This window comes from Pinisolibacter sp. DMC19 (assembly GCF_056313985.1).
Window position 1 is genome coordinate 513,285 of record NZ_JBQUZF010000002.1, and the last position, 12,370, is coordinate 525,654.

The 12,370-nt window shown below is 69.1% G+C and carries 12 protein-coding genes; 2 read left to right on the forward strand and 10 right to left on the reverse strand.

Translation table 11 applies throughout. The features are described 5' to 3' along the window. Nucleotides 1-24 precede the first annotated feature (24 nt). Nucleotides 25-1,113, forward strand: a complete 1,089-nt coding sequence (locus tag ACT53U_RS06835; protein ID WP_476153677.1) for an SMP-30/gluconolactonase/LRE family protein — start codon at nt 25-27, stop codon at nt 1,111-1,113. 52 nt (nt 1,114-1,165) lie between these two features. Here the strand turns inward: ACT53U_RS06835 and cimA are convergent, their stop codons facing one another. The 7 genes from cimA to ACT53U_RS06870 form a co-directional block, all read right to left on the reverse strand. Then, nucleotides 1,166-2,764 (reverse strand): citramalate synthase, encoded by a 1,599-nt coding sequence (cimA, locus tag ACT53U_RS06840; protein WP_476153678.1) that lies wholly within the window; start codon nt 2,762-2,764, stop codon nt 1,166-1,168. Nucleotides 2,765-2,783: 19 nt separating this feature from the next. After that, on the reverse strand, nt 2,784-3,257 hold the full coding sequence (locus ACT53U_RS06845) for a GFA family protein (protein ID WP_476153679.1): 474 nt from the start codon (nt 3,255-3,257) through the stop codon (nt 2,784-2,786). Between the two features lie 29 nt (nt 3,258-3,286). Further along, nucleotides 3,287-3,412 carry a hypothetical protein gene (locus ACT53U_RS06850; RefSeq protein WP_476153680.1) on the reverse strand — a complete coding sequence of 42 codons (126 nt, stop codon included), beginning with the start codon at nt 3,410-3,412 and terminating at the stop codon, nt 3,287-3,289. A gap of 48 nt (nt 3,413-3,460) precedes the next feature. After that, nucleotides 3,461-4,855 (reverse strand): cysteine--tRNA ligase, encoded by a 1,395-nt coding sequence (gene cysS, locus ACT53U_RS06855; protein ID WP_476153681.1) that lies wholly within the window; start codon nt 4,853-4,855, stop codon nt 3,461-3,463. 239 nt (nt 4,856-5,094) lie between these two features. Next, complete coding sequence (locus tag ACT53U_RS06860) at nt 5,095-5,862, reverse strand: sulfite exporter TauE/SafE family protein (RefSeq protein ID WP_476153682.1); 768 nt, start codon at nt 5,860-5,862, stop codon at nt 5,095-5,097. A gap of 86 nt (nt 5,863-5,948) precedes the next feature. Further along, nucleotides 5,949-6,161 (reverse strand): hypothetical protein, encoded by a 213-nt coding sequence (locus tag ACT53U_RS06865; protein WP_476153683.1) that lies wholly within the window; start codon nt 6,159-6,161, stop codon nt 5,949-5,951. A gap of 8 nt (nt 6,162-6,169) precedes the next feature. Further along, nucleotides 6,170-6,679 carry a CreA family protein gene (locus ACT53U_RS06870; protein WP_476153684.1) on the reverse strand — a complete coding sequence of 170 codons (510 nt, stop codon included), beginning with the start codon at nt 6,677-6,679 and terminating at the stop codon, nt 6,170-6,172. A gap of 193 nt (nt 6,680-6,872) precedes the next feature. Here ACT53U_RS06870 and ACT53U_RS06875 point away from each other — a divergent pair, with 193 nt between their 5' ends. Next, nucleotides 6,873-8,006 (forward strand): DUF2865 domain-containing protein, encoded by a 1,134-nt coding sequence (locus ACT53U_RS06875; protein WP_476153685.1) that lies wholly within the window; start codon nt 6,873-6,875, stop codon nt 8,004-8,006. Here ACT53U_RS06875 and gltX read toward each other — a convergent pair. From gltX to ACT53U_RS06890, 3 genes are read right to left on the reverse strand one after another with little or no spacing between them, the layout of a single operon-like run. Next, a complete protein-coding gene (gene gltX, locus ACT53U_RS06880; RefSeq protein WP_476153686.1) occupies nt 7,969-9,303 on the reverse strand; it encodes a glutamate--tRNA ligase in 1,335 nt (444 codons plus the stop codon). The two genes, ACT53U_RS06875 and gltX, sit on opposite strands and share 38 nt — an antisense overlap. Nucleotides 9,304-9,319: 16 nt before the next feature. Continuing rightward, nucleotides 9,320-11,044: an NAD+ synthase gene (locus ACT53U_RS06885; RefSeq protein ID WP_476153687.1), complete on the reverse strand. Its 1,725-nt coding sequence runs from the start codon at nt 11,042-11,044 to the stop codon at nt 9,320-9,322. Nucleotides 11,045-11,053: 9 nt separating this feature from the next. Beyond that, nucleotides 11,054-12,331 (reverse strand): PAS domain-containing protein, encoded by a 1,278-nt coding sequence (locus ACT53U_RS06890; RefSeq protein ID WP_476153688.1) that lies wholly within the window; start codon nt 12,329-12,331, stop codon nt 11,054-11,056. Between the last annotated feature and the right edge of the window lie 39 nt (nt 12,332-12,370).

Below are 12,370 nucleotides of genomic sequence, written 5' to 3' on the forward strand. Positions count from 1 at the left end.
CGCCTGACGTGGAGCAAGAAGACCATGCATCCCACTCGCCGTAACCTGCTGTCGATGGCCGCCCTCGGCGCGGCGTCCGCCGTCGCCTCGCGCGCCAGCGCCCAGTCGATCGCCTTCACGCCGAACGCGCGCTATCCCGACCCGGCGGTCGAGATCCTCGATCCGAGCTTCGCCAAGTACCGCCTCTACTCGAGCTCGGTCGAGCAGGTCGCCACCGGCATGCGCTGGGCCGAGGGACCGGTCTACTTCCCCGAGGGCGGCTATCTGCTGTTCTCCGACATCCCGAACAACCGGATCATGAAGTATTCGGAGAAGGACGGCAGCGTCACGGTGTTCCGTTCGCCGTCGAACTACGCCAACGGCAACACGCGCGATCGTCAGGGGCGCCTCGTCACCTGCGAGCATTCGGTGACGCGGCGGGTCACCCGCACCGAGAAGAACGGCAAGATCACCGTCCTCGCCGACAAGTTCGAGGGCAAGCCGCTCAACGCGCCGAACGACATCGTCGTCAAGTCGGACGACACGATCTGGTTCACCGACCCGACCTTCGGCATCAACGGCGAGTGGGAGGGCTTCAAGGCCAAGCGCGAGCAGACCAACACCAACGTCTTCCGCATCGGCACCGACGGCAAGCTGACGGCGGTGATCACCGATCTCGTCAACCCGAACGGCCTCGCCTTCTCGCCCGACGAGAAGAAGCTCTACGTCGTCGAATGGAAGGGCACGCCGAACCGGTCGATCTGGTCCTACGACGTCGCCGCCGACGGCGCGGTCTCCAACAAGGTCAAGCTGATCGACGCCGACGACCAGGGCTCGCTCGACGGCTTCCGCGTCGATCGCGACGGCAATCTGTGGTGCGGCTGGGGCAGCAACGGCGCCCTGAACAGCGAGCCGACCGACGTCGGCGGCCGCAAGATCTACGAGCTCAAGGGCAAGTCGGCCGATCTCGACGGCGTCAAGGTCTTCAACCCGCAGGGCAAGGCGATCGGTTTCATCCGTCTGCCGGAGCGCTGCGAGAACCTGACCTTCGGCGGGCCGAAGAACAACCGTCTCTACATGGCGTCGTGCCACTCGATCTACGCGCTCTACGTCGAGGCGCACGGCGCGGTGTGACGCGACGACGGTTCGAGCACACCTCGAACCGTCCGAACGGGAGGGCCGGCGTTCAGCCGGCCTTCTCCACCCCGGCCCTGACCAGCTTGTAGACGACGGAATCCATCAGCGCCTGGAACGAGGCCTCGATGATGTTCTCGCTGACGCCGATCGTCGTCCAATGGTTCTTGGCGCCGTCGCGGCTCTCGATCAGGACGCGGGTCGTCGCCCCCGTGCCGCCGTTGAGGATACGGACCTTGAAGTCGACCAGCTCGAGATCCTCGATCGCCGCCTGATAGGGGCCGAGATCCTTGCGCAGCGCCGCGTCGAGGGCGTTGACCGGGCCGTTGCCCTCCGCCACCGACAGGAACAGCTCCTCGCCGATGCGCACCTTCACGATCGCTTCCGACTGGGTGACCATCTCGCCGAGCCCGTCCGAGCGCTGGCCGACGATGACGCGGAAGGACTGGACGTCGAAGTAGCGCGGCACGGTGCCCAGCGTCCGACGGGCCAGCAACTCCAGCGACGCGTCCGCCGCCTCGTAGGAGAAGCCGCGGGCCTCGCGCTCCTTCACTTCCGAGAGCAGCGTGTCGAGCTTCGGATTGGCCTTGTCGACCTCGATGCCGAAGCGGGCGAGTTCAGCGAGGAGGTTCGACTTGCCGGCCTGATCGGAGACGAGCACCCGGCGGCGATTGCCGACGCTCTCGGGTTCGACGTGTTCGTAGGTCTTGGGGTCCTTGACGATCGCCGAGGCGTGGATGCCCGCCTTGGTGGCGAAGGCATTGGCGCCGACATAGGGCGCGTGACGGTTGGGCGAGCGGTTGAGGATGTCGTCGAAGGCGCGGCTGACGTGGGTCAGCTCCTTCAGCTTTCCGGCCTCGACGCCGGTGACGAAGCGGTCGGAGAATTCCGGCTTCAGCGACAGCGTGCCGATGATCGTCACCAGATTGGCGTTGCCGCAGCGCTCGCCGATGCCGTTGAGCGTGCCCTGAACCTGACGCACGCCGGCGCGCACCGCGGCGAGCGAATTGGCGACCGCCTGGCCGGTGTCGTCGTGGGCATGGATGCCGAGATGGCTGCCGGGCACCACTTCCGTCACCTTGCGGACGATCGCGTCGACCTCGTGCGGCAGGGTGCCGCCGTTGGTGTCGCAGAGCACGACCCAGCGGGCGCCGCTGTCGTACGCCGCGCGGGCGACCTCGAGGGCGTAGGCCGGGTTGGCCTTGTATCCGTCGAAGAAGTGCTCGCAGTCGATCATCGCCTCGCGGCCGCGGGCGACGGCGGCTTCGACCGTCTGGCGGACGCAGGAGACGTTCTCCTCGAGCGTCGTGCCGAGCGCGACGTGGACGTGGTAGTCCCAGGACTTGGCGACGAAACAGTTGGCATCGGCGGCGGCCGAGAGCAGCGCCGCGAGGCCGGGGTCGTTCGACACCGAGACGCCGGCGCGCTTGGTCATGCCGAAGGCGGTGAAACGGGCGCGCGTCGTGCGCTTCTCCTCGAAGAAGGCGCTGTCGGTCGGGTTGGCGCCGGGATAGCCGCCCTCGACGTAGTCGACGCCGAGATCGTCGAGCAGACGGGCGATCTTCAGCTTGTCGTCGAGGGTGAAGTCGACGCCGGAGGTCTGGGCACCGTCGCGCAGGGTGGTGTCGAAGAGGTGGACGCGCTCTTTCATCGGGCTTCTCTCGGCTCTTTCACGCGTCGGCGCGCGGCGGCCATTCGGCCGTGTCGTGGTCGGGATGCTGGTAGGAGACGACGTCGGCGAAGAAGATCTCCGCCGTCGCCTGCTGCTCGGGCGGGCGGCCGGGGAGATCCGCCAGTTCGTGGAACCAGGGCATGCGGCTCTCGACGCCGACCTGGATCGCCGGGCGGATGTCGGCGGGATGATCGAAGGCGCCGAGCGCCACCTCGACCACGGGGAAGCCGTCCGGCTCGTAGGTCAGCGGTGTGCCGCAGTCGGGGCAGAAGCCACGGGCGATCTTGTTCGACGAGCGGAAGCGCTTGGGCTCGCCGCGGGTCCAGACGAGACCCTTGGCGGTCACGAGCGGTCCGTAATGCCCGCCGAAGGCCTTCTGGCACATGCGGCAATGGCAGATCGAGGCGCGACCGAGATCCTCGCAACGAAAACGCACGGCGCCGCACTGGCACCCACCGGTGAACCCCGTCATGGCAAGTCACTCCTCTCGGATCGGACCCTTCAGATCAGCCCCTTCCAGCGCAGGATGACGACGGTGAGGGCCGAGAGGAGCGCGAGCTTCACCGCGATGAAGATCGAGACCTTCAACACCGGGTTCATCGGCTCGCGCTTTCCCGGATCGCTCATCGTGCAGGCTCCTCGAAGTGCGTCATCGCGCCGGTTCCCCAGAGCGCGTCATCGCGCCGGTTCCCACGTCGTCTTCATCTCGCCGGTCGCCGGGTCCTTGGCGTCCTTGATGACGAGACCCATCGCCGTGAGCTGGTCGCGGATGCGGTCGCTCTCGGCCCAGTTGCGGGCCTGGCGGGCGGCCAGACGATCGGCGATCAGCGCCTCGACGGCGGCGACGTCGACCTCGACGGCCGACTTGCGGCGCGCCGCCCAGGCCTCGCCCGTGTCGGCGAAGAAGCCGAGGAAGCGGAGCGAACCCGCGAGCGCGTCGCGGGCGCCCTCGCCGCCGGTGCGCTGGGCGGCGTTGCGCAGCGCATGCAGTTCGGCGATCGCCTTGGGGGTCGAGAGATCGTCGCAGAGCGCCTCGACGACCGCCTTGGCCGGACGGGTGCCGGGCACGTCGCCGGCGAACCAGTACCAGTCGTCGAGCGTCTTCCAGCTCTCCTCGAGGCTCTTCACCGTCCAGTCGATCGGCTGGCGATAGTGCGTCTTCATCATGGTGAAGCGCAGCACCTCGCCCGGCCAGTCGGCGAGCAGCTGGTTGATGGTGAGGAAGTTGCCGAGCGACTTCGACATCTTCTCGCCTTCGACCTGAAGGAAGCCGTTGTGCATCCAGACGTTCGCCATCACGTCGTGGCCGAAGGCGCACCGCGACTGGGCGACCTCGTTCTCGTGGTGCGGGAAGACCAGATCGATGCCGCCGCCGTGGATGTCGAAGGTCTCGCCGAGGTGCTTCCAGCTCATGGCGGAGCACTCGAGATGCCAGCCCGGACGACCGCGACCCCAGGGGCTCTCCCAGCCGGGTTCGTTCTCGCTCGACGGCTTCCACAGCACGAAGTCCATCTCGCCGCGCTTGTAGGGTGCGACGTCGACGCGGGCGCCGGCGATCATGTCGTCGAGCGGGCGGCGCGACAGGCGACCGTAGTCGGCCATCGACGGCACGTCGAAGAGGACGTGGCCGGAGGCCTCATAGGCATGACCGGAGGCGATCAGCCGCTCGATGATGGCGATCATCTCGGCGATGTGCTCGGTGGCGCGCGGCTGGACGGTGGGCGCCAGCGTGCCGAGCGCGGTGACGTCGGCCTGGAACTGCGCCTCGGTGGCGCTCGTGACCTGCCGGATCGCGTCGTTGAGCGCGAGGCCGGGGAAGTCGCGGGCGGCGCGCGCGTTGATCTTGTCGTCGACGTCGGTGATGTTGCGCACGTAGGTCACGGCATTGGTGCCGTAGAGGTTGCGCAGCAGGCGGTAGAGCAGGTCGAAGACGATGACCGGGCGGGCATTGCCGATGTGGGCGAAGTCGTAGACCGTCGGCCCGCAGACGTACATGCGCACGTTGGCGGGATCGATCGGCGAGAAGTCTTCCTTCTCGCGGGTGAGCGTGTTGTAGAGCTTCAGGACCACGACCGGTCTCCTCGAATGCCGCATTTCAACGCGGACCATGAACGTCGAGACGAATTTCCCCGCCCGCCGGCCGGGGTTTCATCTGGACTTTTCGAGGAAGGACAGACGGAACCGGGCCAGCGAAGCTGCTAGCCGCAAATAATGCAAATGGCGATCTGCGCGAGACGCGCGACGGTTCCGTTCGTCATGGCGCGAGAAGTGACGGATTTCGGGCGTGCCGTCAAGGGAGCGCGGGTGCTTCAGAGCGTCCCCGCGAAGTCGATCACCAGTTTGACGATCAGCGCCACCACCGCGATCAGGAAGACCTTGCGCAGGAACTTCGAGCCGTAGCGCAGCGCGACGCGGGCGCCGACCTGGGCGCCGAGGAAGTTCGCCGCCGCCATGGCGAGCGCCACCGGCCACATCACCGCGCCCGACGCCGCGAAGAACAGGATGGCCGCGATGTTGGTCGTGGCGTTGACGATCTTGGTGGCGGCATTCGCCCTGACCATGTCGAGGCCGAAGAGCCGGACGAAGCCGAAGATCAGGAACGAGCCGGTGCCGGGGCCGAAGATGCCGTCGTAGAAGCCGATGCCGCCGCCCATCGCGGCCGCCTTGGGCCGATCGGCGGCCGTCGGCTCGTGGGTGGCGACGCTGCCGAAGTCCTTCTTGAGGAACGTATAGAGCGCGGCGCCGATCATCAGCACGATGACCAGGGGCAGCATGACCCGGCGCGGCAGCGACGAGGCGAAGATCGCACCGGAGAACGAGCCGACGAAGGCGGCGATGGTCGCCGGGATCACGATCAGCCAGGGCATCCTCACCCGGCGGACGAAATGCAGCGCCGCCGCCGCCGTGCCCACCACGCTCGCCACCTTGTTGGTGCCGAAGAGCGCCGGGATCGCGGTCGTCGGGAAGAGCGCGAGCAGCGCCGGCACCTGGATCAGACCGCCGCCACCACCCACGGCGTCGACCATGCCGGCGAAGAAGGAAGCGCCGAGCAGCAACGGCCATTGATCGGGAAACATGAAACACCTCGGGGCCGCGCAGGGCGGAAGAACACGGCGCCGCCCGACCCTGCGGCCGGACGGCGGGAACGGACGGGTGGGAACCCTCAGCGCACCGCGGCGCGCTTCAGGCAGAGTTGGAGGCGGAAGCGCGTGTCGGCCGAGGCCTGCTGCGCCGCCGTCATGCGGCTCCAGCCGATCTCGGCGCGGCAACGGTCGAGCGCCCGGTCGGCGGCGGTGCGGGTGGTGGTCGCGGTCTGGGCAAAAGCCGCGAGCGGGGCGGCGACGATCAGGGCGAGGGCGAGGAGGACGGGCTTCATCGGCGGGCTCACTTGACGAAGTCGGCGCAGCGCGGCGGCGGCTCGACGCCCCAGGGCATCAGCGGCACCGAGGAGGTGGAATTCTTCGGACTGCCGTCGATGATCTTGTCGGTATAGACCATGTAGACGAGGACGTTGCGTTTGGCGTCGCAACCGCGCACGATCTGCATCTTCTTGAAGAAGAGCGAGCGGCGCTCGCGGAACATCTCGTCGCCCTGGGCCAACGGGCGCTTGAACTTGACCGGGCCGACCTGACGGCAGGCGAGCGAGACGTCGGAGGTCTGTTCGGCGACGCCGAGCATGCCCTTGACGCCGCCGCGCTCGGGAACGGTGAAGTGACAGGCGACGCCTTCGACGTCGGGATCGTCGATGCCGTAGACCGCGAGCTTGTCGTCGGGGGTGAGCAGCTTCCACACCGTCGACTTCTTGAAGACCAGATCGGGCTCCTCGGCACGCGCCGAAAGGGGCACCGCCGCGAGGGCGAAGGCGAGGAGGGCAAGAGCGAGGCGCGACGTCATGGGGTACTCCCGCGGAATGGCGAGGTGCCAGAGCATCCGACGATTCGGGCGGTTCGAAGGCCCGAAATCGCCCGGATCGCCGCCGTTCGCGACGATCGGACCCATTGGTCGTCCGCGTTTTGACTTTGGCTACCAAATGCGGGTTATAGCTCGTCCCGACGGAGGTGTCGCCGGGGCGACGACGGGGACGGACATGTTCGAAACGAGGGGCAGAGCGACGGTGCGCCGACGCACGCGGGGGTTCGCTTGGGCGATCCCGGCGGCCGCGGCTCTGTTCGTGCTCATCGCGCCGTCCCTCGCCGCGGCCCAGTCGGCGGTCGACCAATATGCCGCCGCGATCCGCGAACAGCGCGAGGCGATCGCCACCAACCGCGCGGCGCGGACGCGTTGTGGTGCCCCCGGCGATCCGCGCTGCGCCGCGATCGACGACCGCGCCAAGCTGATGGCCGACAATCTCGCGCGGCTCGAGCGCCAGCATGCCCGGATGGGCGGCTCGGCCGCCGCCCGCGCCCCCGAGCCGTCGCGCTTCGTGCCGCCGCCGCCCGGCGCCCCGCACGGGCGTTTCGAACCGCCGCCGGGGGTGCAGACCCAACAGCCGGCGCCGCAACCGCAGCGTTCGCTGTTCTCGTTCCTGTTCGAGCCGCGCGGCTCGCAGACGCGCCCCGCGCCTTACGAGGCCGGGCGGCCGGCGCCGTCAGGCGTCACCATCTATCCCGGCGACGGCGATCCGAACGCCGCGCTCACCGCCGGCGGCGAGACGACGATCGGCGGGCCGGGCGCGTGGTCGGGCAACTACCGCACGCTCTGCGTCCGCACCTGCGACGGCTTCTACTTCCCCGTGACGTTCAACGCCTCGCGGGCGCGGATGAAGACCGACGCCAACGTCTGCAAGGCGCTGTGCCCGGCGGCCGAGACCCGGCTCTACTATCACGACGCCACCGGTCAGGAGGCGGAGGACGCGGTCGCCGCCGACGACGGCACGCCGATCACCAGGCTGCCGAACGCCTTCGTCTATCGCACCAAGGTGGTGTCGAACTGCACCTGCGGCGCACCCGACCTCAAGGCGATCCCGACCGGCGCCGGCGGGCTGATGGGAACGCGCGAGGCGCGGGCCGGCATCGACGCGGGGGCGCCGCTGCCGCGTGTCCGCCCCGATCCCGATCAGGATCCCGAGACGCAGGCGCTGAGGATGTCCGGCCTCGCCATCGACGACGTCGCGCCGCAGACCCCGGTCCCGGTCGAGGCCGCCGCCAAGATCGCGGAATCCGACCTCCCCGACGCGCCGAAGGTCAGAACAGTCGGGCCGAAATACTTCTCCGACCGATGAGCGGCATGAGGCGCTTCATCTCCGGGCCGTGATCGCGGCCGGTGAGCGCGAGGCGCAGCGGCAGGAAGAGATCGCGGCCCTTGCGCCCGGTCGCCGCCTGGATCGCCTTGGTCCACAGCCCCCAGGTCGTCTCGTCCCACGGCTCCTCGGGAAGGAGACGGGCGGCTTCGGCCAGAAAATCGCCCTGCCCGTCCGGCTTCACCGACACGGCGTCGGAGCGCACCACCTCGGCCCATTCGACGACGTCGGCGAGCTTCGCCAGATTGTCGCGCACCGCGAGCCAGAAGGCCTCGCCGAGATCGGCGTCGAGGGCGGCGAGCCGGTCGCGGACCTCGGCATGGCCGAGGTGATGGACGAGGCGGGCGTTGATCGTGTCGAGCTCGTGGGGATCGAACTTGGCGGTCGAGCGCGACATCGCCGAGAGCTCGGCGTGGGGCGCGAGGCTTTCGAGGTCGGGATAGGCGTGGACCTCTTCCGACGAGCCGATCAGCACGGCGATCGAGGCGACGGTCATCGCCTCGTAGCCGGCGTCGCGCAGGCTACGGATGGAGAGCGAGCCGAGCCGCTTCGACAGCGCCTCGCCGGTCGTCGCCGCCAGCAGATTGTGGTGGGCGAAGCGCGGCACCGGGCCGCCGAGCGCCTCGAAGATCTCGATCTGGACGCCGGTGTTGGTGACGTGGTCCTCGCCGCGGACGACGTCGGTGACGCCCATCTCGATGTCGTCGACGACCGAGCCGAGCGTGTAGAGGCAGGTGCCGTCGGCGCGGATCAGAACGGGATCCGAGAGCGAGGCGGTGTCGACCGACTGACGGCCGCGCACGCCGTCCTCCCAGGTGATCTGTTTCCCATCGAGGCGGAAGCGCCAATGCGGCCGGCGGCCCTCGGCCTCGAAGGCGGCGATCTCGTCGGCGGTCAGCGTCAGCGCCGCGCGGTCGTAGATCGGCGGCAAGCCACGGGCGAGCTGGCGGCGACGGCGGCGCTCGAGTTCGTCCGGCGTCTCGAAGGCGGGATAGAGGCGGCCGGCCGCCTTCAGCCGTTCGACGGCGAGGGCGTAACGGTCGAGCCGCTCCGACTGGCGCTCGATCCGGTCGGGCACGATGCCGAGCCAGGCGAGATCCTCGGTGATGGCGTCGGCATATTCGCGCTTCGAGCGTTCGGTGTCGGTGTCGTCGAAGCGCAGGATGAACGTTCCCCCGCGGGCCTTCGCCCAGAGGAAGTTCAGGAGCGCGGTACGCGCGTTGCCGATGTGGATCAGGCCGGACGGCGACGGCGCGAAGCGGGTGACGGGTGCGGTCACGGAGGGTCCGTTCGGGTCAGAAATCGACGACGTCGGTCAGCGGCTTCACCGGCAGCGGTGCGGCCGGCAGGTCGGGCTTCACGCCCGGATCGCGGAAGCCGTTGGTGATCGGATAGCGGCGGTCGCGGCCGAAGATGCGGTGGCCGATCTTCACGCCGGGGGCGGCCTGACGGCGCTTGTATTCGGCGACGTAGAGCAGCCGCTCGATGCGGTGCACCGTCGGCTCGTCGAAGCCTTCGGCGACGATCTCGGCGACCGCCATCTCGCGTTCGACCAGCCGCATCAGGATGCCGTCGAGCACGTCGTAGGGCGGCAGGCTGTCCTGGTCGGTCTGGCCCTCGCGCAATTCCGCGGTCGGCGCCTTGGTGATGATGCGGTCGGGGATGACCTCGCCGGCCGGACCCAGCGCCCCCACCGGGCGATTGGCGTTGCGCCAGCGCGCGGCGGCATAGACCTCGGTCTTGTAGAGATCCTTGATCGGGTTGAAGCCGCCGTTCATGTCGCCGTAGAGCGTGGCGTAGCCGACGGACAGTTCCGACTTGTTGCCGGTCGTCACCACCATCGGGCCGAACTTGTTGGAGATCGCCATCAGGATGGTGCCGCGGGTGCGCGACTGGAGGTTCTCCTCCGTGATGTCGGGGGTCTTGCCCGCGAACATCGGCGCCAGCGCCCCGAGGAAGCCCTCGACCGGATCGGAGATCGGCACGACGTCGTAGCGGATGCCGAGACGGCGGGCGCAGTCGGCGGCGTCCTCGAGGCTGTCGGACGAGGTCCAGCGATAGGGCAGCATCACCGCGTGCACACGGTCGGCGCCGAGCGCATCGACCGCCATCGCCGCGACGATCGCCGAATCGATGCCGCCGGAGAGCCCGAGCACCACGCCGGGGAAGCGGTTCTTGTTCACATAGTCGCGCAGGCCGAGGACGCAGGCGGTGTAGTCACCGGCCGTACCCTCCTCGACCAGCGCCTTCTCGCCCGGGCTCGGCACCCAGCGGCCGGAGACCTTGCGGAACTCGACGAAGCCGAGCGCCTCGCGGAAGGCCGGCATCTGCACGACGAGGTTGGCGTCGGCATCGAGCACGAAGGAGGCGCCGTCGAAGACCAGTTCGTCCTGGCCACAGACCTGATTGAGATAGACGAGCGGCAGACCGCTCTCTTTCACCCGCGCCACGGCGACGGAGAAGCGTTCGTCCAGCACCGCGCGGCGGAAGGGCGAGCCGTTGGGGACGAGCAGGATCTCGGCGCCGGTCTCGGCGAGGCACTCGACCACGTCCGGCTTCCAGATGTCCTCGCAGATCGGCACGCCGATGCGCACGCCGCGCACCGGCATCGGACCGGAGAGATCGCCGGGGACGAAGACGCGCTTCTCGTCGAAGGGGCCGTAGTTGGGCAGATCGACCTTGAAGCGCAGATGGCGGATGGCGCCGCCGTCGAGCAGGGCGTGGGTGTTGTGCAGCCGGCCCTCGGCGAGCCAGGGCGTGCCGATCAGCACCGCCGGACCGCCGTCGGCGGTGTCGGCGGCGAGGTCGGCGACTGCGGCCATGCAGGTCGCCTGGAAGGCGGGCTTCAGGACGAGGTCTTCCGTCGGGTAGCCGGCGATGAAGAGCTCGGAGAACAGCACCACGTCGGCGCCGTGACGCGCGGCCTCCGCCCGGGCGGCACGCGCCTTGGCGAGGTTGCCGGCGACATCGCCGACGATCGGGTTCGACTGCGCGAGGGCGACGAGAAGGCGATCGGTCATGCCTCGGTCTTAGCGCGCGCCGGGGCGGGCGACAACGGGCGACGTGCGCGAAGCACCCTTGTGCGCTGCGCGGTCGGCGATCTCGGCGCGGGTCAGCGCATGGGGCCGAGTGTGCAGCGTCGCGTCGTGATACTCGACGAAGATCAGGTCGGCGTCGTAGTCGACCATGCGGCCGACCCGGGCGCCGAGCCTCAGGCGCAGTGCGACGCCGCCGGCGGCGGTGACCGCGAGCGCATCGACGTCGCAGTTGAAGCCCGACAGATCGTAGAGATTCTCGACGAAGCAGCGCTTTTCGGCCGGCAGGCGGAAGAGATCGCGAGCGGCGCGGTTGGCGAAGGCGATCTCGCCGGTCGAGACCGACACCAGCACGATCGGATGTTTCACCCATTCGAGCGCCCGGTGACGCGCGTCGGCGTCGGCCGAGCTCTGCGCCGCGGCGGGCAGCGGCGGCAGTTCCGGCGGCGGCGAGGCCTCGGCGGCGATCGCCAGCCCGGTCTCGATCGCCTGGGCGAGCGCCGCCACCGGGTGATCGCCGGCCTCGGCGGCGACGGCGCGATGCTTGGCGTTGAAGGTCATGACGAGGCCGGACATGTCGCCGACGCCGTCGCCCCAGGGGTTGGCGCGCCAGGAGAGGCGCGGGCTGCCGAGGCCGCCGAGAGACAGGGTGCCGGAGACGGCGGAAGAATTCTGGATCGCCTCGAGCAGCAGGTCCCGCGTGCCCTTCGGCATGCGCTTCTCGATGACGGCGGCCCAGTCGCCCGAGGTCTCCTCCTCGTCGGTGACGCCGAAGAGGTCGAGGGCGTTGCGGTTGAGCCGGCGCACGCGCAGTTGGTCGTCGAAGATGACGATGCCGCTGTCGGAGGAGATGAAGAGCGCCTCGACGATGAAGGACAGGCTCTTGGCGAGCCGCTCGACTTCGTGGACGTGCTCGGTCACCTCGACCAGACCGATCACCTTGGCGTCTCGACCGTGGCCGACCTGACGGCCGGCCATGCGGATGTGGATGATCGGCCCCCAGGTCGCCTGGATGGCGAGATCGACGGGCTCGTCGCCGCGACCGTCGAGGATGCCGGAGAGGAAGGAACGGAAGCGCCCCTGGTCCTCGGGCGCGATGCGGGCGATCAGCTTGTCGAGCGGCGCGACCTGATAGCCGCGTTCGCTCTCTTCGCCGCGGGGGCGTCCGAGGCCCTTGGGCCAATAGACGAGCCCGCGCTCGAGTTCGACCATCCAATAGCCGACGCCGAGTGCGTATCCGACCTTCTTGACGGCTTCCACGACGTCGTGCATCGCGACGCCTCCGTTCGACGCGCCGTGCCGCGACATGCG

Coding starts and splice junctions, on each gene's coding strand:
- ACT53U_RS06845 (WP_476153679.1), bottom strand. CDS start 3,257: ATGACGGGGTTCACCGGTGGGTGCCAGTGCGGCGCCGTGCGTTTTCGT.
- ACT53U_RS06865 (WP_476153683.1), bottom strand. CDS start 6,161: ATGAAGCCCGTCCTCCTCGCCCTCGCCCTGATCGTCGCCGCCCCGCTC.
- ACT53U_RS06860 (WP_476153682.1), bottom strand. CDS start 5,862: ATGTTTCCCGATCAATGGCCGTTGCTGCTCGGCGCTTCCTTCTTCGCC.
- ACT53U_RS06890 (WP_476153688.1), bottom strand. CDS start 12,331: ATGCACGACGTCGTGGAAGCCGTCAAGAAGGTCGGATACGCACTCGGC.
- ACT53U_RS06835 (WP_476153677.1), top strand. CDS start 25: ATGCATCCCACTCGCCGTAACCTGCTGTCGATGGCCGCCCTCGGCGCG.
- ACT53U_RS06850 (WP_476153680.1), bottom strand. CDS start 3,412: ATGAGCGATCCGGGAAAGCGCGAGCCGATGAACCCGGTGTTGAAGGTC.
- ACT53U_RS06885 (WP_476153687.1), bottom strand. CDS start 11,044: ATGACCGATCGCCTTCTCGTCGCCCTCGCGCAGTCGAACCCGATCGTC.
- ACT53U_RS06870 (WP_476153684.1), bottom strand. CDS start 6,679: ATGACGTCGCGCCTCGCTCTTGCCCTCCTCGCCTTCGCCCTCGCGGCG.
- cimA (WP_476153678.1), bottom strand. CDS start 2,764: ATGAAAGAGCGCGTCCACCTCTTCGACACCACCCTGCGCGACGGTGCC.
- ACT53U_RS06875 (WP_476153685.1), top strand. CDS start 6,873: ATGTTCGAAACGAGGGGCAGAGCGACGGTGCGCCGACGCACGCGGGGG.